This window comes from Acetobacterium paludosum (genome assembly GCF_008086595.1).
GTDB classification, from domain to species: domain Bacteria; phylum Bacillota; class Clostridia; order Eubacteriales; family Eubacteriaceae; genus Acetobacterium; species Acetobacterium paludosum.
Genome location: NZ_RXYA01000007.1, coordinates 83,190 through 104,068, shown reverse-complemented (window position 1 = coordinate 104,068; position 20,879 = coordinate 83,190). Strand labels below are relative to the sequence as shown.

At 36.8% G+C, this 20,879-nt stretch carries 16 protein-coding genes and 1 tRNA gene; 10 read left to right on the top strand and 7 right to left on the bottom strand.

What is annotated here, in order from left to right; translation table 11 throughout:
• The first annotated feature begins 62 nt into the window (after positions 1-62).
• The 5 genes from FZC41_RS08935 to FZC41_RS08910 all read left to right on the top strand — a co-directional run bounded on the left by FZC41_RS08935 (position 63) and on the right by FZC41_RS08910 (position 5,385).
• Positions 63-977: an ABC transporter ATP-binding protein gene (locus FZC41_RS08935; RefSeq protein ID WP_148567059.1), complete on the top strand. Its 915-nt coding sequence runs from the start codon at positions 63-65 to the stop codon at positions 975-977.
• Complete coding sequence (locus FZC41_RS08930) at positions 967-1,827, top strand: ABC transporter permease (protein ID WP_243136681.1); 861 nt, start codon at positions 967-969, stop codon at positions 1,825-1,827. The genes FZC41_RS08935 and FZC41_RS08930 overlap by 11 nt, the downstream gene beginning before the upstream one ends.
• Positions 1,828-1,993: 166 nt before the next feature.
• Positions 1,994-2,293: a LytTR family DNA-binding domain-containing protein gene (locus FZC41_RS08925; RefSeq protein WP_148567058.1), complete on the top strand. Its 300-nt coding sequence runs from the start codon at positions 1,994-1,996 to the stop codon at positions 2,291-2,293.
• 598 nt (positions 2,294-2,891) lie between these two features.
• Positions 2,892-3,470: a hypothetical protein gene (locus tag FZC41_RS08915; RefSeq protein ID WP_148567056.1), complete on the top strand. Its 579-nt coding sequence runs from the start codon at positions 2,892-2,894 to the stop codon at positions 3,468-3,470.
• A gap of 532 nt (positions 3,471-4,002) precedes the next feature.
• Positions 4,003-5,385, top strand: coding sequence for an LPXTG cell wall anchor domain-containing protein (locus FZC41_RS08910; protein WP_243136686.1), 1,383 nt, complete (start codon positions 4,003-4,005; stop codon positions 5,383-5,385).
• Positions 5,386-5,648: 263 nt separating this feature from the next.
• Here the strand turns inward: FZC41_RS08910 and FZC41_RS08905 are convergent, their stop codons facing one another.
• The 6 genes from FZC41_RS08905 to FZC41_RS08880 form a co-directional block, all read right to left on the bottom strand.
• A complete protein-coding gene (locus FZC41_RS08905; RefSeq protein WP_148567054.1) occupies positions 5,649-6,146 on the bottom strand; it encodes a chemotaxis protein CheW in 498 nt (165 codons plus the stop codon).
• A 25-nt stretch (positions 6,147-6,171) separates the two neighbouring features.
• Positions 6,172-8,466, bottom strand: a complete 2,295-nt coding sequence (locus FZC41_RS08900; RefSeq protein ID WP_148567053.1) for a methyl-accepting chemotaxis protein — start codon at positions 8,464-8,466, stop codon at positions 6,172-6,174.
• A gap of 361 nt (positions 8,467-8,827) precedes the next feature.
• Positions 8,828-9,316, bottom strand: coding sequence for a universal stress protein (locus FZC41_RS08895; protein ID WP_148567052.1), 489 nt, complete (start codon positions 9,314-9,316; stop codon positions 8,828-8,830).
• A gap of 57 nt (positions 9,317-9,373) precedes the next feature.
• Positions 9,374-10,081, bottom strand: coding sequence for a response regulator (locus FZC41_RS08890; protein WP_148567051.1), 708 nt, complete (start codon positions 10,079-10,081; stop codon positions 9,374-9,376).
• Positions 10,074-12,785 carry a sensor histidine kinase gene (locus tag FZC41_RS08885; RefSeq protein WP_148567050.1) on the bottom strand — a complete coding sequence of 904 codons (2,712 nt, stop codon included), beginning with the start codon at positions 12,783-12,785 and terminating at the stop codon, positions 10,074-10,076. The genes FZC41_RS08890 and FZC41_RS08885 overlap by 8 nt, the downstream gene beginning before the upstream one ends.
• A gap of 463 nt (positions 12,786-13,248) precedes the next feature.
• Positions 13,249-15,144, bottom strand: a complete 1,896-nt coding sequence (locus tag FZC41_RS08880) for an APC family permease (RefSeq protein WP_148567049.1) — start codon at positions 15,142-15,144, stop codon at positions 13,249-13,251.
• A 343-nt stretch (positions 15,145-15,487) separates the two neighbouring features.
• Here FZC41_RS08880 and FZC41_RS08875 point away from each other — a divergent pair.
• The 5 genes from FZC41_RS08875 to FZC41_RS08855 all read left to right on the top strand — a co-directional run bounded on the left by FZC41_RS08875 (position 15,488) and on the right by FZC41_RS08855 (position 19,124).
• A tRNA-Ser gene (locus FZC41_RS08875) sits at positions 15,488-15,576 on the top strand.
• Positions 15,577-15,744: 168 nt separating this feature from the next.
• Positions 15,745-16,650 carry a DMT family transporter gene (locus FZC41_RS08870; protein ID WP_148567048.1) on the top strand — a complete coding sequence of 302 codons (906 nt, stop codon included), beginning with the start codon at positions 15,745-15,747 and terminating at the stop codon, positions 16,648-16,650.
• Between the two features lie 158 nt (positions 16,651-16,808).
• The gene (locus FZC41_RS08865) at positions 16,809-17,264 is read left to right on the top strand and encodes a ferritin-like domain-containing protein (protein WP_148567047.1); all 456 of its coding nucleotides are present in this window, start codon (positions 16,809-16,811) and stop codon (positions 17,262-17,264) included.
• A gap of 259 nt (positions 17,265-17,523) precedes the next feature.
• Complete coding sequence (locus FZC41_RS08860) at positions 17,524-18,144, top strand: hypothetical protein (protein ID WP_148567046.1); 621 nt, start codon at positions 17,524-17,526, stop codon at positions 18,142-18,144.
• Positions 18,145-18,281: 137 nt separating this feature from the next.
• Positions 18,282-19,124 carry a pentapeptide repeat-containing protein gene (locus FZC41_RS08855; RefSeq protein ID WP_148567045.1) on the top strand — a complete coding sequence of 281 codons (843 nt, stop codon included), beginning with the start codon at positions 18,282-18,284 and terminating at the stop codon, positions 19,122-19,124.
• A gap of 50 nt (positions 19,125-19,174) precedes the next feature.
• Here the strand turns inward: FZC41_RS08855 and FZC41_RS08850 are convergent, their stop codons facing one another.
• Complete coding sequence (locus FZC41_RS08850) at positions 19,175-20,815, bottom strand: MBL fold metallo-hydrolase RNA specificity domain-containing protein (RefSeq protein WP_148567044.1); 1,641 nt, start codon at positions 20,813-20,815, stop codon at positions 19,175-19,177.
• Positions 20,816-20,879: the final 64 nt, after the last annotated feature.

Genomic DNA, 20,879 nt, shown 5'->3' with positions numbered 1-20,879 from the left:
TCATCAGGTATTGAAAAGAAAAAACAAGCTGATATAATAGAACCATTAAAAGGAGAGGTGATATGAAAAATATTATTATTGTTAAAGATTTAAAGAAGCGGTTTGGAGAACTCCAAGCAGTCAAAGGAATTGATTTTTATGTTGAGAAAGGAAAGCTCTTTGCATTTTTAGGCCCAAATGGAGCAGGCAAATCGACAACCATTGATATATTATGTACTTTATTAAAACCAGATTGCGGTGAAATTATGATTGATGGCCATGTCCTTGGAAAAGAAGATGCTGCCATACGGAATAGTATCGGGGTTGTTTTTCAGGAAAGTGTCCTTGATCCGCTTTTAACCGTTCAGGAAAACCTGATTACTCGGGCTCGATTTTATAAAATGTCGAAATCCCAAATTATAGAAACGGTGGAAAAAGTTGGCGTCATTGCAAATGTTACGGAATTTATAAATCGACCTTATGGAAAATTATCAGGAGGACAACGGCGAAGAGCCGATATTGCACGAGCCTTGGTTAATACGCCGAAAATTCTATTTCTAGATGAGCCAACAACTGGACTTGATCCAAAAACAAAAGAAAGCGTCTGGAAAACAATTTATGACCTTCAAAAGAAAACAGGAATGACAATTTTTCTCACCACCCATTATATGGAGGAGGCAGCCACTGCAGATTTTATTATCATCATCAACCATGGTGAGATCGTCGCCAAAGGAACACCTTACAACTTACAGGAAAAGCACAGTTCGGATACCATGCGAATGAAACCTAAAGATGTTGATAAGATTAAAGATTTGTTGAATGAAGCCCAATTTCATTATCAAGAAAAAAATGGGCTAATCATTGCTGATATTTCTGAAACTATGGATTCTATTCCAATTTTAAATAAAGCCAAACCATTTTTGGAAAGTTTTGAAGTAATACATGGATCCATGGAGGATGTATTTTTGAACATTACAGGAGGTGAGTATGATGCTTAATCTTGCGCAACGTAATCTAAAAATCTTTTTTCGACAGAAAAGTTCGGTTTTCTTTTCCCTTTTAGGGGTATTTGTCATCATTGGTTTATATGTTGTTTTTTTAGGCGATGTTTGGACACAAAATTATGTCGATTTGCCTGAGATCAAAACGCTTATGAACAGTTGGATCATGGCGGGTATTATTTCTATTACAGCAATTACTACCACCATGGGAGCTTTTGGTACAATGGTAGATGATAGAGTGCGAAAAAATAGCAAGGATTTTTATGCTTCGCCGATTAAACGAAGTACAATTATGGGTGGATATATTTTGAGTGCTTATTTAGTTGGTCTACTGATGAGCCTTCTTGCTTTTGGTCTTGGAGAAGCCTATATTGTTTTTTCTGGAGGTGAACTTCTTTCATTTTTTGAAACTATAAAGGTGTTTGGTGCTATTTTGCTTTCTGTCATGATGTCAAGTTCATTGGTGTTTTTTATTGTCAGCTTTTTTACCAGCAACAGTGCATTTGCAACTGCCAGCACGATTATTGGGACTCTTATCGGGTTCCTTACTGGGATCTATCTTCCCATCGGAACTTTACCAGACGGTGTTCAATGGGCAGTTAAGCTCTTCCCGGTTTCTCATGCCGGAGCATTGATTCGACAAGTGATGATGGAAGGCCCCATGGCAACTAGCTTTGCAGGAATTCCCGAAACTTATAGCACCAAATTTAGTAATTTGATGGGGATCACTTATACCTATGGAGACTTCACTGCAACTGCCACCACACATATTCTCGTTCTTGCTGGATCCACTATTATATTTTTAGTATTAGCATTGTTAAATGTATCAAGAAAGAGCCAAATTTAAACTAATATTTGCACTTCTCAGTAATTATCACTATGTATTTGTGATCAGATATCTGTTGGATATTTAGCAATAAGTTCAGACCATTTTATAAAATATTTCATAATGCTTGCAATAGTTCTCGGTTTACTGATAAAATTGTATTGCTTTCTGTGAAAGGAGTATGAATTTGAAGTTATTGATTGAGCAATCCTTAATTTATAGTGAAACCGAAATTAAAATAACCTGTAGCTTGATGGATGATCGTTTAAAACGGTTGATTGAACAAATCAGACTGTTTTCATTTTCGGTCACAGCAAAAAAAGATGGTGTAGCGATAGCCATTCCATTGGAAGAGATATATTATTTTGATACTGCAGATAACAAAACGTTTATCTATATGGAGGATGCAGTCTACCCTTGTGATAAAAAATTATATGAATATGTGCCTAACCATCGCAATATTTATGGTTATTTCAAAAAATATTGAAGAACATTTTGATGTTTCTTCTGTTTTCTTGGAGGTTATAATACGTGTGCTTATTTGTTATATTGTTGTATTTTTTCAAGGCTGTTTTTTCAATATGTTTACTTTTTCATGGACTTCACTTCTTTATATGAGTCCAGTTTTAATACCTGGGTTCATTGTTGCTTATGTCCTTAGCTATTTGGTTTCCAGGGAATATTCCAGTGTTATTAATGATAGTATTAAACGCAAAAGAAGAGAATAGCCACTTTGAAAATCTGATTATTTTAGAATAAATTCTCCACCATTTCCCCATCTCCATTTGCCAATGTTGTCTGAGCCGATTTCAAAATTAAGTTTAGCTATACCTAAATCAATCATTTCGCAACCCAGCTTTAATATAACGAAACCGTTGAGTTTACCATTTTTTAATAAATTGGTCTGGTTGCTGATTAATTGCTGAAGGTGTCCGCTGCATTGCCTTCATCCCATCCAATAGCCACTCAGATTTTTCACTGTCTGACTTTAACATGTCATCTATTTTTTTAGTCTTTATGTGCATAAAAGATGAAATATTCTTTATTATAGTACCTATTTCAATCATTCTATTAAGGAGGATTCTATGAACCCAATCATTTGCCCAAAATGTGGTAGTGAAAACACCATTGTAAACTTTGATTCAAAAGCTTTATATACTGATGTTTCTCGGAAAATAAGAAATCAAGACGATACCTCGCTATTAACAAATCCATTCTATCATTGCAACCACTGTAAAAAAAACTTTGGCAGGGACTATCGCCATTTAGAAAAGTCCACCATTCGAATTGATGTAAACACCTATAAAACAGGGACAGTCAGCCAAACAATAACTTTTTATAAAACCACATCTGGGGCTACTTTTGAAGGCCCTTTTCAATGTTATTATCCTGATCTTCCTGAGCTTTACTTCAACCAGGAAGATTGTTCCCGCTTTTTGAAAGATTTTTACAAACTCAATATTATTGACTGGGAATTAGACTATGGCGAAGTAGGTTCTTCCCATGCTTTTGGCTGGGATCTTACCATTAAATTTGAAGATCTCCAAACCTTTCAATCCAAGGGAAACGATTTTTATCCTCCTTATTGGAACGGCCTTATGGATCTTTTTATAAGTTTTGGCCTTCCTAATATAATGAATGAACTGGGACAGAATTTTTTATAATTATTTAGACTAGTTTTCCCTTTGAAACGACACTTTATATTCAGATGTTTGTTATTTATAAAGTCCTTTCTTACCTCAAATTTTAAACTGAATCATTAATATAAATCCTAGATTCTATAATATTCTCGTATAGTATAAGCATAGACAGATTTCTTGTTTATGCTTATACGGATTGAGCTTATGGAACTGGCATTTGCAGTGCGCAAACGAGATGTAAAATCTTAAAAATACGTTATATTTAAAACAAAGGCACATAAAAAAAAACGCCAACTTCTGATGGGTTTATCAGAGACATGGAGATCTTTTTTTTATAACTTAAAATAATATTACCTTATTGATAAATTTTTAGAATAATTTGAATAATATTTTTTATTACGGGTAATTAATAATCAATGTAGCATTGAAATTAAAATACAGTTGTTTTACACAATGCTATGATTTCAAAGAAAGGAGGTCTAAATTCCAGTCAGAATAGAGTTGGTTCAAAAAAATGCAAACGATTCAGAAAGGGAGGAATAGTAAAGTGATAAAAATGTCCAAGAGAAAAATGTCCAAATTGATGTCGTTGTTGATGGTTATGGCCATGATGTTTATGCTTGTTCCCGTCTCTGCCTTGGCCGCAAGTGGTGAAGAAACTACAACGGTTGCAAATAACAGTAACGTGGCTGCATTGGAGGTAGTAACAACCGGAACAGTGGCGGCGGCTACTGCAACTACTACAGATACAACAGTTTCTACGACAAAAAAAGCTGATGTAACAGCTACCACTACGACAACTGATGTAGCAGCCGATAAAACAGCTACTACAGAACCTGTTGTTACAGCCGATAAAATTGTTGAAACACCCGTTGTTGCAGAACAACCGGCAGTCACTACAGTCCAAGCTCCCGTTGTTGCAGAACAACCGGTAGTTGCCGTAGTTCAAGCACCCATTGTTACAGAACAAAACATTCAAGTAACTGCGATTCCTTTTATGGCTTTGTACAAAACTGACGGATCAGAGATTAATATCCTTGCCACCAACTCGGGTGAAGGATACGCCTATAATACGGTAACCAATGCATTGACACTAAACAATTTTACCGGAAAATCGCTATTGGCCCAATTGATGGGCGATAATTTTGCGATCGTACTTCTTGGCACAAACACACTGAAAACAGATAATGGTTTTGCCGTTAGTGTTGATGGTGATTTAAACTTAAGCGGCACCGGTAAACTGATAGCTGAAGGACAGCCAACAGCTACCACATTAGGCGGCGGCATTAATGTTACCGGTGATCTGGTTATCGACAGTGGTAAATATGATGTTACCGCAGTCGGAAATGCTGGCGATTTAACAGCTGTTGGTATTATGTCGAATGATTTAACCGTCAACGGCGGAAATATTGACGTTTCAGCAATCAATACCGGAACTCAAGGCGCTTATGGTATGTATGCTTACGGTGATCTAGTCGTCAACGGCGGAAAAACTGATGTTCTTACAAGCTCCACATCTGGGACAAGCACAGGTATCGGAGCCTCAGATGATATCGTGTTTAACGGCGGAAAAACTACCGTTCGTTCCAACACAATTACTGGTGTAGCCACAGCTGTATCTGCAGCTAGCTGGCTTGTAATTAACCATGGTATTCTTGACCTAGCTGCAACAGGCGGGACTAATCCTCTAGCCATTTATGGCGGAGAAGGTATCTATATCAATCCTTGTTATGGGTATGTAGATACCTCAGCATCCAGTCTATTCCTTGATTGCTGCCATCATCAAGGTTTCCAGCATTTCAATCATCATAAAACCGCTTCTTCTAATCCAAAAACAGGTGTCGATACTTCAGCAACTGATGCAATGGTAGCTGGTTTAGCACTTCTGTCTCTTATGGGCTTGGCAGTTTTACTGAACAAACGAGACACTAAAGCTTAATACTCACATTAATTAAAACAACAAAATAAACACTGCTATTCAATTCACCAAGTAATTGAATTCTGACTCATTACTTTGGCGAATAGAAAAAAAAGAGCTCCAATTCCTGATGAATATAAGCGAATCATCTGTGAAAATGGAGTTCTTTTTATAACTGAATTGATAGAAACTATTAAAATCAATTCTCTAAATTTAGGGACATTTCATTATTTTTAGCATTGTAAATAATTTTGTGTTTTCTTTCTTCAAAATACGCTGCTCAATTATTCTAGAAGATCATTGGCTATTTCCATTTCATCGCTTTTTAACAAACTCGCACAATCAAGAAGTAATTGAACCTTTCCTCCAGATTTCCCTATTCCTTTAATAAAACGATTTTCAAAACCGGATTTACTTGATGGCGGAGCTGAGATTTCTTCATCTTCAATGGTTATTACTTCATCGACACTATCTACAATTAATCCTACCGATACTGCGTCGATATCGATGACAATAATACAGGTTCGATCATTATAATCCACTGGTTCTTTCCCAAATTGCAGACGAACATCAATGACAGGAATTATTTTCCCTCTTAAATTTATGATTCCTTTTATATGCGGTGGCACCTCTGGAACCTTCGTAATTGACTGCATTCCAATGATTTCAGTCACATATTTTATCTCAATACCGAATACTTCTTCCTCTAAAGCAAAAGTTAAAAATCTGCCATGTTGGGTATCTTCTTCCAAATAGTCTTTTTCTACGACGTTTTCGGTCATATTGATTCTCCTTCTATTTAAATTCTTATCCTCTTCTTAGTTGGAATCGACCAATCATTTCTTTTAGCATTTCTGCCTGGCTGGACAGTTCTTCGCTTGCAGCTGCACTTTCTTCCGCTGTTGCCGAGTTTTGTTGAACAACCTGTGCAACCTGTTCAATTCCTGTGTCAATCTGTGCAATTCCGGTTGCCTGTTCATTTGAAGCTTCTGCAATGTTGCCAACCAAATTGGTTACTTTTTCGATGCCGTCTACTATTTCAGATAGTGCTACCGCTGTTTCGTCTGCTATTTTTGTACCCGCCTGAGCTTTGGCAATTGAACCTTCAATTAACAAAGTTGTTTCCTTAGCGGCTTCTGCGCTTCGCGCTGCCAGTGTTCGAACTTCTTCTGCTACCACTGCAAAACCCTTGCCATGCTGACCTGCCCTCGCAGCTTCAACCGCCGCATTTAATGCCAGAATATTTGTCTGGAATGCAATATCATCAATGACTTTTATTATTTTCGAGATATCTTTTGATGACGTATTAATGTCCACCATTGAATTTTGCATTTCTATCATTTGTGTATTGCCTATTTCAGCATTATCATGGACAACGGTCGCCAATTCTTTGGCCTGATTTGCATTTACTGCATTGTTTTTGGTCTCATCTGCAATTTCTGTAATAGATGCTGTCAATTCCTGTATTGAACTTGCCTGTTCTGTTGAACCCTGGGCTAAAGCCTGGCTGCCATCCGACACTTGATTTGAGCCGGCAGTTACCTGTTCAGCAGCATCATTTATATCACCAAGTAAAGAATTTAGCGACTCAATGATTGCATTCAATGCATTGGATATACCGATATAGTCGCCCTTATATACCCTAACATTTTCAATATTGAGATTTCCATTCCCAATTTCACCCGTTACCGTCGCTATTTCGGTAACAATCATATTTAAATGACTGACAGTAAAATTAACTGCCTGTTTTAGTTCATCGAATTTACCTTCATAGGCGCCATTAACGTTAACCTGTAAATTGCCATTGGACATTTCATTCATTACATCTGAAACTTCCTGAAGCGGTTTTTCAATTTCTACCAGAATATTATTCATATCACCGATGAGTGTTTTCCAGGATCCTTTGAATTTTGTATCATCAGCTTTTGAGTCCAGTTGTCCATTTTTAACAGCATTGGTAATAAAGGTGGCATCTTCAATTAAGTTCCCAATTGATTTTTTTACTTCAGATAGGTCTCTTCCAATCCCTTTGAATTGTTCACTTCTATCCGAAGTATATTCGTCTGCTTCTCCAATATTAAGATCAAAGTTTAAATCACCTTCTGCCAAGCATGTTAAATTATTTTCTAATCGGTCTAATTCTGTATTTGTATAGTTTGCCAAGCTTATTATGGCTGTCATATCGGTTACGATTTCAACAAATCCGATTTTCTCTCCATTTTTATTTTTAAGATAGGCGGTATCCTGTTTGAAGTTTTTGCCTACCCATTCAAAATGACTCTCGGTCAAGCCATGCTCAACCAATCGTTTGATTCCACAGCCATCGGTATTGCAGATTGTGGCATTCGCACTGCAACAGGCTTTACCGCAAGCGTCATCCCGATCCTTGATGACACCATTGGCAATCATTAAATCTGCAAATGGTTTATTCAGAAAAATCCAGTTCATATTATTGTCGATAACGTGAACCGGGAATGGAATCGCGTCAAGAATTTCTTCATACCACATCATCTTATCAACAATGGTATTCATGGTTTGGTTGACATTATTGATTGCCATTTTGTAATCGCCCAAAAGCCCAGTGCCATCATCTTTCTTGTCAAAAATGCCCTGTTTTGCAAACTCAAAAAGCTTTGAGGTATCTGTTTCAAGGCGTTTAACTGAATTTCTGATTCCTACCAAACTTACTCCAAGCAAATCTTTCTCTGAAATCGGTTGTATTTCAATCGACAGATTCCCAGCTGCTATCTCTTTTGCTGCAATGGCATAGGAATTGATATTCTCAGAGATGGTTGCAATCGCCAAAGTAAGTCCCCCCAATTCGTCATGAGAAACTTTGGTCGGCATGTTAAATTCTTTCTCAACATCGCCGTCTGCAATCCGATTAGCCTCTTCGACAAGTTTAGATATTTTGTTTGTAAATCCCTTAACTGCTAAAAAGATTGCGAAGATCATGGCAACCAATCCCAATACAGAGGTTAATATCATTTGATCCTGATTAATGCTGCTAAATGATATACCTATTACAATAATAAATATAAGCACAGCGGGAACCCCAATAGTCAAAAGCATTTTTGTTAACAATCCCTTACAATCTCTCATTTTTCTTCTCCTTGACATATAAATTCTATTCCAAATACCAACATTTTACATTTCATCATGTCGAATAACTACTACCTTTTTCTGCTTTTTTTTATCCCTTTCATTGTTTTATTTCTACATTTTGTTTTTCCATACTTCATTTTCTATTTCATATTATATTATCGTCATATTCAAGAAATACTTTATGCTATTTTAGCAAATATCGTCATTTTTTTAAGTTACACTTTATTTATATATATCCGTCGTTACTTTCTATACTATTCTTATATTTTCAAAAATCAGATTGCTATACAAAAAATCTAAAGCCAACTCCACAATTATTTCTGCAAAATCGGCATAAATTGAGTTGTACTTGGAATAATTAATCCACAACATCTTCATGAATTGCCAATACAGGACATGGCGCCTCTGAAATTACTCTTTGGGTAACAGAACCTATAAAAAAACGTTTTATTTTCGAGAACCCTCTATTTCCCATTACAATCAAATCAAATTTTTCATTTTTAGCGGTTTCTAAAATTTTTAAAGATGGCTCACCAACTAAGACAGCTTTTTCCACACTAATACCGGCTAAATCAAATTCTGAAACAATATCTTCCAATAATTCAGTGGCATTATCTTTCATTTTTGTTACTGCTTCATTCTCCTTTGGCATTTTTGCATCCTGAGTAATAATGGACCCATCCACTTGACGCCAGAATTTATCATTTCTACTATAATTTGGTAGATTATTGATATCAACAACAGAAATTAGTTTTATTGAAAAATTATAGCTCTTTGCTATTTCAATCGCTTTTTTTAATGCGTTAATCGATGCAATCGAACCATCAATTGGAATTAGTATTTTCATAGATATTGACCTCCCGCTTTTATTTTATTGGTTAATTTGTTTTAGTATATCCTTGTTTTATTGTTCCAATTCCTCTACCATACGATAACCAACACCAACCTGGGTAACAATATATTTGGGTTCAGCTGGGTTTTCTTCAAGTTTTCTACGGATGTTTGCCATATTAACACGCAGCGTCTGTATTTCATTTGTATAAGGTCCCCAAACTTCTTTAATAATAAAATCATGGGTCAGTACTTTTCCAATATGTTTGGACAATAATACGATGATTTTATATTCAATTGGAGTAAGATGAATAGCTTTTTGGGAAATAGACACCAGTCTTTTATTATAATCAATTTCAAGCTCACCAACAGAAGTTTTACTGATATCTCCTGAATTTTCATTGGGATACTTTTTGCTATGACGAATTCCCGTCCTTATCCTGGCAAGGAGCTCTGACGTTCCAAATGGTTTTGTAATATAATCATCTGCACCTAAATCAAGTGCTTCAACCTTTTCACGTTCATATCCCCGTGCCGATACGACAACAATCGGTATAGTTGACCACTCTCTAATCGTTTTTAGTACGTCCACCCCATCCATATCCGGTAACCCTAAATCCAATAAAATTAAATCTGGCGAGTAGGATGCTGTCATAGAAATGGCTTCTTTGCCTTTAGCTGTCTTTATTACTTTATAATCATTTGCTTTCAATATAGCTGATATAAAGTTTGCAATGCCTTCTTCATCTTCAACTATTAATATTACTGATTTATTATCCATTATCTTCACTTTCTTCTAATGGCAGTGTAAATCGAAACACTGCCCCACCGTTTTTTTTGTTTTCGGCATCTATTTTTCCATTATGCGCTTTGATGATGGATTTGCAAATTGATAAGCCTATTCCCATTCCTCGGGATGAATCTGCGCTTCGTTTTTTTTGATGGACATATTCCTCAAATAAATTGGGGAACTCCTCATCACTTATACCTGACCCGTTGTCACTCACTTCAAATACTGCATTATTCCCTAATTTCTTTGCTTCTACTTTAATAATTGAGTCTTCTGGCGAATGTTTTATTGCATTTTCGAGAAGATTAATGATGACTTGTTCAATTAAGGTTCCTTCCATGGGTACCATCAAAAGATCGTCCGGGACTTTTACCGATATTTTTCGAATGGGAAACCATTTATGAATATGACTGCAAGCTTCTGCAAGGATTTCTTCAGCGGCCTCTGGTGTTTTTGTGACATTCATTGGCTCTTGATTAATCCGTGTTACAGATAAAAGATTTTCTACCATCCGTATGAGCCACTGTGACTCTTCCTTAATATTTAAAATCAACGCTTTATTGGTTTCATCATCCAAATTTATTCCATTTTCTAAAATCGTTGAGCTCGCCCCTAATATTCCGGTAAGCGGCGTCCGCAAATCATGAGAGATCGCACGAAGAAGATTACTTCTCATTTTTTCTTTTTCAGATTCAATGGTCATCCGTCGTTGTTCATTAGAAAGAACATGCCGTTCTAAAGCAATCTCCACCTGTGAAGCAATCACACGCAAAAACAAACGGTTATTTTGATTTAACTTTCCGTTTGCACACGATAAACCAATGACTCCCAATACTTTACTTGAAGAAACGATCGGCATATAAAAAGCTCCAGCACCCATAAGTGTATCAGAACCTGCTCCAGCACTTTTTTTATTCATAAATACCCAATGCGCCACAGCTCGCTCGTCTTTTGATAATAAAAATGAGGCATCGGGGTCTGACGGTGACTGCAAAAAGTTCTCAGTTAAACTGTTTACAGGGTCTTGTGTATAAAGAATTGACGATCTTCCGAAAACTTTCACCATATATTCATTAACCAACATCACAGTTCCGTCAAGATCATTTGATGCCAACAACTTTTTATTGATCTCATAAAGAATTTCGGTACGATGTTCTTTTTCAACAGCAAGTCGTACATGAGTTTTAATGCGAACCGTTAGAGCACTGGTTATTAAAGCAACAAGCAACATAATAAAAAAGGTAATAGGATAGCCTTTTTGTATTGAATGAAATGTAAAATAAGGTACTGTAAAAAAGAAATTAAATGTTAAAACACTTAATACCGATGCCGCAATACCATAAACATAACCCATGGTTATTCTTGAAATGACTTGTACTGATAAGATGTAGACCATAATAATATTTTGATTGCCAATATTTAAAGTATTGATTCCCCATGAAAAAAGGGTTGCAATCATTAATAATCCCACCGTTTTAAATGCATCCTGCCAGGATAAATATAAATTTTTTCCAATTCGCATTCTACGTCGTTTGTATTGTGATGTACTATGTCTGGGCATATTGCCCGGAATAATATGGATTTCGATACTTGCCAACATTTCGATAAGCTGATCCTCAAGACTTGATTTAAATAAATTACCAATTGTTTTTTTATTTCTGCTTTTTCCGATGACAATATTTGTAATTCCTGAAAGTCTTGCATATTCTGCAATCACAGTCGCAATATCATAACCGTTAAGCGTAACAATTTCTGCTCCTAATCGCTCTGCTAAAGCTAAATTATCACGGATGCTTTGCTTTTCCAAATCAGTAAAATAATCACTTTCCATGGTTTCAACATAAACAGCTGTCCATGGAGCATGAAAAGCTTCGGCCGTTCTTTCTGTCCAACGGATACATTTGGTTGAGGATGGCGAAGCACTGATACAAACCAATAGTTTGATATTCGCCATTTTGGGAGACAAATGCGGTTCATTCTGATTCGCATAACTAATTCTGTTTGCAACTTTCCGCATAGCGATCTCACGCAAAAGACGCAAGTTTTCTTTCGTGAAAAAGTTTTCAAGTGCTTTTTCAGTACGTTCCTGACGGTAAATTTTTCCACTCTCAAATCGATTCAGAAGTTCTTCAGGTTCAATATCAATCAGTTTGATTTTATCGGCATTATTAAAAATATAATCTGGTATGGTTTCCTGTACACTAATACGGGTAATGTTTTCTACAATATCATTTAAACTCTCTAGATGCTGGACATTAACGGTTGTAAAAACATCAATTCCGGCATTAAGAAGTTCTTCGACATCTTGATATCGTTTTTTATTCCGCACGCCGGGAGCATTTGTATGAGCCAACTCATCCACCAGAATTAATTTTGGCTTTCTTTTAAGGGCTGCATCCAAGTCAAACTCTTTTAGTTGAATATTTCGATACTCTATAATCTTTGGTGGCAAAACAGGTAATCCACTCAATAGTTGAATCGTTTCTGGACGGGTATGTTGTTCTATATAACCAACCAGGACATCAACGCCGCTCTTCATTTGTTCTTGGGCATCATCAAGCATAGCATAGGTTTTCCCGACCCCTGCTGCATATCCAAAAAAGATTTCAAGACGGCCTTTTCCATTTTCTAAATTCGAAGATAAATCTTCTAAAATATCATCAGGGTTTGGTCGTTTATCACTGAAATCAACCATTTACTCACCACCTTAAGTCACTTTATTTATATAAAATTAATTCATTAAGTGCAAAATTACTTATATCACATTCACAAAAAACGTTAGCCAAATTCCCTGCAATTTATTTTTGTGTCCCCTCTTGTAATCTTATAGTCATAATACTACCATTTGCCTCTTTTGGAAATAGATTATAATTAATATTTGTTGTGATTGCCAGAAAGATACATCCATGATCACATTTTTTATAACAAAACACGATACTACGGTTATAGAGTCTTCAATATCGTTGCTCTTTTAATCACACTAAACTACATATGTTAGGAACATGTCAAGCAGTTAAATTATAAAAAGGAGGCCATAAGCCCCCAATCATAAAGATATTATTTTTATCATGTACCCATGCAAAATGTCTCAAAGTAAGATTTATTTTGCATGGGCTAAATTTTATTTTTGTAATTTAAATAGTGAACATTCAAGCCTTTTAGTCCTCATCAATATCTGTCTTTTTTTCAACAATTGTATCAAGCGAATAGTGATAAGGTATCAGAATGGTCGTTACATTTTTGAAATGGCTGAGATTCTGTTCCAGAAAGTAAGTTGTCTGATTGTGTAAAACGACATCATACCAATGGTTGGCAATATATTTGATCATAATAACCGTCAGATTTTCACCATGACCAAGATTCTTTGCTCTTTTGTAAACATAACATTTCAGCGTATTGGAAGTATCTCGGTATGGATTTTCTATTATTTCGAGTTTCAGTGGGATTTGCAGTTCGGCCCATTGCGCACGTAATTGGATAGCATGCTCTGGATAGCGGCAGATATGGAGCACCGTAATGTCGTCAGAAATGGTATTAGCATAGTTGAGGGCTTTTAAAGTTGCCTTATTGATGGACTGAAGCAATACAATACAGGGTGTTCCCTTTCCCCCGGATGGTCGTGGGTAATAGGGAGCAAATTCTTTTAGTTCCACCTGCTTTTGGACTTCGGCATAGTGATTTCGGATATAAATCATGACCAGAATAATAATCGGCATGGCAATGGCCAATAACCAGGCACCTTGGAGAAATTTCGAATAAAAGATGACAATCGATCCAATCCCTGTTACAATCGCTCCAAATATGTTGATGAGGGATTTGTATTGCCACCCTTTTTCTTTTTCACGAAGCCATTTTCGAAACATGCCATATTGCGACAATGTAAATGAAATAAAAACACCGACAGAATAGAGCGGGATTAAGTTGTGTGGATTGCTACCAAAGACAATAACCAGGAAAATAGCGATGACCATTATAAATACAATCCCGTTGGAAAAGCTCAGTTTGGCCCCGCGTTGGGAAAACTGCTTTGGTACATAACGGTCTTGCGCCAATAGATAGAGTAAAGTCGGCAGGCCATTGTAGGCAGTATTGGCGGCAAGAATCAAGATCAATGATGTTGTTATTTGGATTATATAGTAAAAAAAGTTCCGTCCAAAAATCGTCTGGGCTATCTGGGCAACTACGGTTGTCCCGGATAGTGGAACAACATGCAGGCTCACGGCAAGAACGGTGGTGCCGCCGAAGATCAACACGATAATACCAGCCAACAGATACAGGACATGGCGGGCATTATACTGTGACGGATCTCGGAAGGATGGTACCGCATTGCTTACCGCCTCGACACCGGTTAATGCCGAACAGCCGGATGAAAATGCATGCAAAGCGACGACAACCAGAAGGCCCTGGAATGCTTCAGTCGGTAAAACACTGGCCAACTGGTCGGCTGAGTAGGTGATCGGTGCAAGCGTTCCGGAAAACAAACGGAAAAGACCAATGGCAATCATAATACCCATCGAAAAAATAAAAGCATAGGTGGGAATGCCGAAGATTTTGGATGATTCCCGCATCCCTCTGAGATTGACAATCGTGACCAGGACAATACAGGCGACTGAAATGAGGACCGCATGATGAGCAAGACTTGGTACCGCTGCCACAATCGCCATGGTTGATGCTGAAATACTAACAGCAACTGTCAGAATATAGTCCACAATCAAGGCGGCGGCCGAAATCAAAGCCGGCATCTCTCCGAGATTTTCTTTTGAAACAATATAGGCCCCACCGCCACTGGGGTAATGGGAAATAATTTGCGAATAAGAAAAACACAGAATCAGCAGTAAAAGAATGATGGCGGCAACAACCCCGGGAACATAGCCAAAAGCGGCAAAACCAAGTAATGGAACCAGAACGAGTAATATTTCTTCAACGGCATAGGCGACAGATGAAACAGCATCGCTGGCCAGAATTGGCAAGCCCCAGAGTTGTGACAGCCGTTCTTGTTTGATTTCATCTGTACGTAATGACTTTCCTAGCAGTGCTTTTTTAACTTTAAACAAAATGAATCACCTGTTTCTTTATAAAATAGTAAAAATATTTTTTTTTTTACAACTCGTATAAAATATCATAATTGATATAAAGTTTGTATAAAGAAAACACGACTTCGCATAAATTTAGTGTTAAATTCATAAAGAACGCAAGATACCAACTAACATAGTATTCGCACAATCGACATTTAGACCATGTCTGTTCCTGATGATCTCATGACATCGCAAAGGAATTGAGATGCGATTCCAAAAAAAAGAGAAAATGCAATATATAATGTTCTAATGTTTTTGTAGTTGTAATGATATTAAATTAAGGGTATAATTATATAAACATTTTATGAATTTAAAACTATTTGGAGAAGTATCGAAGTGGTCATAACGAGCCGCACTCGAAATGCGGTTGCCTGCAAAGGCACGTGGGTTCGAATCCCACCTTCTCCGCCACAAAATATCATACATCAAATTCGAATTTTAATAAACACTGCTGCTTTAGTAGCGGTGTTTTTATATAGTTGGATAAAATAATTAAATAATGCTTTCGCGTTTCAGAATAAACTATCTGTTAAACAGGTCGCATAGATTATATATTGTATTCCTGCCAAAGGAGGATAAATGACGACTAGTAAACTACAAAATAAAGGCGTTGTGTTTGCATTAGCAACATTCTGCTGCCTCTTGTGGGGAAGTGCCTATCCCGGAGTAAAAATAGGATACAGTCTTTTTAACATACAGACCACTGGTGCTCAGGTTCTGTTTGCCGGATATCGTTTTACACTAGCAGGAATCCTGACCTTGATTATAACCAGTGTTTTCTACAGAAAATGGATCATACCAAGAAAAAACGAGTTAAAGGGAATGATAACCCTAGGACTTGTGCAAACAACCCTTCAGTATATATTTTTCTATGTTGGTTTGGCCAACACATCCGGTGTTAAAGGCGCAATCATCAATGCATCTTCCACATTTTTTGCTATTCTGTTTGCTCACATTCTCTTAAAGAACGAAAAGATGACACAAGCAAAAGTACTTGGATGCGTTCTGGGAATGATCGGAGTACTCATCATACAGGTCAGTGGTCCAAAAGTTGACAGCAGTTTTTCTTTGATGGGTGATGGTTTTCTTTTTTTAGCCTGTATAGCCTCTGCATTGGGTATAGTGCTGACTCGAATCTTTACCAAAAAATGTGATTCTATGATATTAACCGCATATCAGCTGATTATCGGCGGCTTAGTACTTGTCATCGGCGGCTTGACAATGGGAGGCGAAATAACCCAGATAACAATTCAGGGAATCTTATTGCTTCTTTATTTGGCATTTCTGTCAGCAGTAGCCTTTACAATCTGGGCGGTACTCTTGAAGCACAATCCTATCGGGATCATAGCCATTTATTCCTTTATGATCCCTGTATTTGGCGTTGTTTTATCTGGCATTTTTCTTGAAGAGCAGTTCCTAACCCTGCATATATTGTTGGCTCTTGTCAGTGTAAGTATTGGTATATGGATCGTTAATAAAAAATAGAACTTTATTGACAACGATTGATAATTGTCGGTAAATGAGTTTTTTCAACATATTGAAATAAACAGATCCTTATCAAAAAGGTTGAAATAATTTACTAAATAGGTTACAATTAAGATATATTATTTTTGAAAAACATATTACTAGATGGAGGGATAAATATGGAAAACGCGTCAATTTATGAAGTGTTGCAACTGGCTATTAATTTAGAAGATGAAGGCATTAAATTTTATGAAAAATGGGCTGCTACTACAAAAGGAAATGTAAAAGAAGTACTAGAAAATTTAGCAAAAGACGAAATGAAACATGCATCCTATTACAGAGGTTTATATAATGACTTAAAAGAAAAACCAGATGTTGATTATCTTTTTGAAGAAGAAGTAACCGCATATTTTAAAACTTATGCGAATTCAGCTGCATTTAATAGAAAACAGGTGAAAATAACCTCTATTAAGGATGCTATTGAAGAAGGTATAGTAACAGAGAAAAATTCTATTGAGTATTATCAGTTTTTATTAAAACATTCAAAAGAGAAAACAAAAGAAATGCTTGCAACCATAATTAAGGAAGAAGAAGGACATTTGGTTATTCTTAAGAAATTGTTAGCAGAAGCATAATTATAAGTGTGCCTTGCTAATAGCTTTTTTAAGTTATAAATCGATGTCTTATTTCTCTTTATCGAAAAGGAAACCGAAGCTTCTCAATATTTTACTGGGAAATCTTCAGTTTCCTTTTTTAATATTCTTTCCATTACTATCAAATCTAAATTTGATCAATCGTTAATAAGTGTAAAATTGTTCCGATGAATGAATTCCCTAATCACACCCAAATAAAAGCATTGAAAAACCACAAAATTATAGTGAAGGAGTTTTACTTATGCAAGAATATCGATTTACTGATAATAATGTAGAGTTTGTGCTTGAAAATTTACAATTAGATCAATATAACCACCTTGTTTGCAAACTTAAAATGGATAACAAATGTTTTAATTCTGAACTTTCAGAACATTCTAAAACAATGTCTCTTGGAGAATTTAACTTGGGAGGAAAGACTCAGATTAAGCTACCCGATAATATTTTCAACGAATTGAATGCTCTTAAATCCAAGTTAATAACTGAGAAATCCGACTTGATAAAAAAAACGGCAAGAGCGATTGCTGCTGGCGAAATACTAATTGATATTACTGTTGCTAACGTGCCTCTACACTATCATCCATGGCTAAGTGAATTAAGTAGTAAATTCAACAACAAAAGCCCTATTTACTTAGATGAGCAGCTCGTTTTGGATGAGGCAGTCCTATCTTACACGAAACGTGGCACTCTTCGTCTTTCAGGTGAGAATGTTTTAGAGAACGCTTTAAATGGTAATGTAAAACAACTAAAAAAAGATATTGGCAAACATGGAATAGATCTGGTATTTGATGAGAATAATATTATGACCAGCTTCAGAATTAAATTGGAAGATATTACTGTAATTGATATCATGAAGATATTATAGATAATTTGTGTCGAAAAATATTTCCGACTGGCAAACACATAAAAAAAGAACATAAATCAGTTGTTTTCAACTTAACCTTTCGTATGATATAATTTTATTGAAATTATTTTGATTTATATTATGAGGTGATAGATATAATGATTAAAACTGTAGATCCGCGGCAAACAGAGTTAAGGGCTGACTGCGAAAAATGTTTCGGATTCTGTTGTGTAGCCCTGTATTTTTCGGCTTCGGAAGGCTTCCCCACTGATAAAGATGCTAATACTCCCTGTATAAACTTGAAAGAAGACTTTACCTGCAAAGTGCATAAAGATCTGATTAGGAATGGACTTAAGGGTTGCACCGCCTATGACTGTCTAGGCGCCGGACAAAAGGTCGCCCAGCATACCTTCCATGGGCTTGACTGGCGGCAGTTACCAGAATCCGCTATAAAAATGTTTAAATCCTTTCTAATTATGCGGCAGCTTCATGAAATCCTGTGGTATCTCGCCGAAGCCTTTGCTCTCCAGGAGGAACCCATTATCAAGGAAAAAATCGGTCTATTGCTGGAGAAAACAGAAAATTTAACTCTTCTTGAAGTAGATGCCCTACTTAAAGTGGATGTGGATGAGCATCGAAACGAGGTGAAGAGATTCCTGCAGAATATGAGTGATCGTGCAAGAAAACAAGCTCGGATCGGAAAGCACAAATATTCAAAAAATATCAAAAGCCATCAATGTGATTATTTTGGCGTTAATCTTAAAGATTTCGACCTGATAGGTGCAGATCTCAAAGGAGCCTGCCTCATTGCAGCAAATCTTAAAGATCAAGATTTGAATGGCGCCAATTTTATTGGTGCCGATTTGCGGGATGCCGATATAAGTGGAGCCAATCTGAAAAACAGTCTCTTTCTTACTCAGGGACAGATCAACTCAGCAAAAGGTGATTCCAATACAAAGCTCCCCAAGATGCTTCGAACTCCGGATCATTGGCGGAAGTGACCTGCACCCTGATAAAATACTGTTTATTATTGATTAAGCCATGCCATATATCAATCGGTTATTATAGACTTCAGTTTCAAACATGTTTTCTCAAGATCTTGTGTTAGATTTGAAATGTCCTCGATTTTATCCTGTGGAAATGTTTCATCGATAACAAGATTTTCATTATGTAGAAGAGCATCTAAATCATCATGCATATCTTCAAGATTATCCTTTATTTTTATTAACTGAGATTTTGTATCAACACGATTTCTGACATCATCAATGCAGACCTTTTCTTCGTCATCAAAGTCGTATTCCGATACCTCTTCCACAACCGTGCAGTTATACCCGAGTATGTTTTTCACTGTGTTTGCAAAAGACTTCTTTGCTCCTTCATCCCCATGTACAAGGAATATTTTTTTCGGCGGATCCTGGAATCCGGAAAGCCATTCCAAAAGATAGTCCTTGTCAGCATGCGCCGAGAAACCTTCTAATGAATAAATTTCTGCATGAACGCTTACTCTTTCACGTAACAGTCGCACAAATTTATCACCTCTTATAATGGATCTTCCAAGTGTTCCTTCCGCTTGGTATCCAACAAAAACAATGCTGTTTTTTGATTTCCAGAGGTTATGCTTCAGATGATGCTGAACTCTCCCGGCATCAGCCATTCCGCTGGAAGAAATAATAATTTTCGGCGATAAATTATGATTCAGCTGCTTGGACTGGTCAATACTTCTCGTGAATTTTAAGTTCCTAAAATTCAGAAATTCATCACCTCTTGAGATACAATCTCTCGTTTTTTCATTAAAATACTGCGAATTTGTCCTAAAAATTTCTGTGGCATCTGTCGCAAGAGGGCTATCGATATAAACCATGACTTTATCAAGTGATTTTCGATGTTTCTCATGACTCTCGTAAAATAGCTCCAAATCACGGATCAGTTCCTGGGTTCGGCCCAACGCAAAGGACGGAACGACAATGGTACCCCCACGATTAATTGTTTTGAAAATAATATCCATAAACCGCCTTGAGCTTTGTGCATGTGTTTCATGAGCACGATCGCCATAGGTTGTTTCCATAATCAGATAGTCCGCTTCTTTTATTAATGTGGGTTCGTTAAGCATTAGCTGATTCTTATCCCCGATATCCCCTGAATAGACAATCTTCGTCACTTTTTCGCCTTCATTGATCCAAAGTTCTATAATTGCGGCTCCCAATATATGGCCTGCATCATTTAATTTGACGGTAACACCGGGACTTATCTCGATCAACTCGCCATAGCTGATCGAGTTGAAATAGCGTGCGCAAGCGGCTGCTTCTACCTGGGTATAAAGCGGTTTAACCTGCGGCCGGCCGGATCTACGAGATCTTTTATTCTTCCAGATTGCATCCATTTCATGGATATTACCGCTGTCCTGAAGCATAATGTCCGCAATTTCAGCGGTTGCACCGGTACAGTATATTTTGCCTTTAAATCCTTGCTTAATCAATAAAGGTATTCGTCCGCAGTGATCAACATGTGCATGACTTAAAATCATGAAGTCAATCTCAGATGGTTTGAAGCCTAAATCCTGATAGTTTAATTCCTCTAAAGCCTCATTTCCTTGAAACAGACCGCAATCCAGCAAGAATTTAACCTTGTCTGTGGTAATCAGATGGCAGGATCCGGTAACGGATATGGCGGCGCCTAAAAATTTGACTTTCATCTTCAATACACTCCTTTCGGAAATAGTTTTGACATATTACTGTTTTCGATATAATTTCAGCATT

Excerpts from the sequence above, each read along its gene's own strand:
- FZC41_RS08915 (WP_148567056.1), top strand. The coding sequence starts at position 2,892 with ATGAACCCAATCATTTGCCCAAAATGTGGTAGTGAAAACACCATTGTA.
- FZC41_RS08860 (WP_148567046.1), top strand. The coding sequence starts at position 17,524 with ATGCAAGAATATCGATTTACTGATAATAATGTAGAGTTTGTGCTTGAA.
- FZC41_RS08885 (WP_148567050.1), bottom strand. The coding sequence starts at position 12,785 with ATGGTTGATTTCAGTGATAAACGACCAAACCCTGATGATATTTTAGAA.
- FZC41_RS08870 (WP_148567048.1), top strand. The coding sequence starts at position 15,745 with ATGACGACTAGTAAACTACAAAATAAAGGCGTTGTGTTTGCATTAGCA.
- FZC41_RS08900 (WP_148567053.1), bottom strand. The coding sequence starts at position 8,466 with ATGAGAGATTGTAAGGGATTGTTAACAAAAATGCTTTTGACTATTGGG.
- FZC41_RS08935 (WP_148567059.1), top strand. The coding sequence starts at position 63 with ATGAAAAATATTATTATTGTTAAAGATTTAAAGAAGCGGTTTGGAGAA.
- FZC41_RS08910 (WP_243136686.1), top strand. The coding sequence starts at position 4,003 with ATGTCCAAGAGAAAAATGTCCAAATTGATGTCGTTGTTGATGGTTATG.
- FZC41_RS08865 (WP_148567047.1), top strand. The coding sequence starts at position 16,809 with ATGGAAAACGCGTCAATTTATGAAGTGTTGCAACTGGCTATTAATTTA.
- FZC41_RS08895 (WP_148567052.1), bottom strand. The coding sequence starts at position 9,316 with ATGAAAATACTAATTCCAATTGATGGTTCGATTGCATCGATTAACGCA.
- FZC41_RS08930 (WP_243136681.1), top strand. The coding sequence starts at position 967 with ATGATGCTTAATCTTGCGCAACGTAATCTAAAAATCTTTTTTCGACAG.
- FZC41_RS08890 (WP_148567051.1), bottom strand. The coding sequence starts at position 10,081 with ATGGATAATAAATCAGTAATATTAATAGTTGAAGATGAAGAAGGCATT.
- FZC41_RS08855 (WP_148567045.1), top strand. The coding sequence starts at position 18,282 with ATGATTAAAACTGTAGATCCGCGGCAAACAGAGTTAAGGGCTGACTGC.
- FZC41_RS08850 (WP_148567044.1), bottom strand. The coding sequence starts at position 20,815 with ATGAAAGTCAAATTTTTAGGCGCCGCCATATCCGTTACCGGATCCTGC.
- FZC41_RS08905 (WP_148567054.1), bottom strand. The coding sequence starts at position 6,146 with ATGACCGAAAACGTCGTAGAAAAAGACTATTTGGAAGAAGATACCCAA.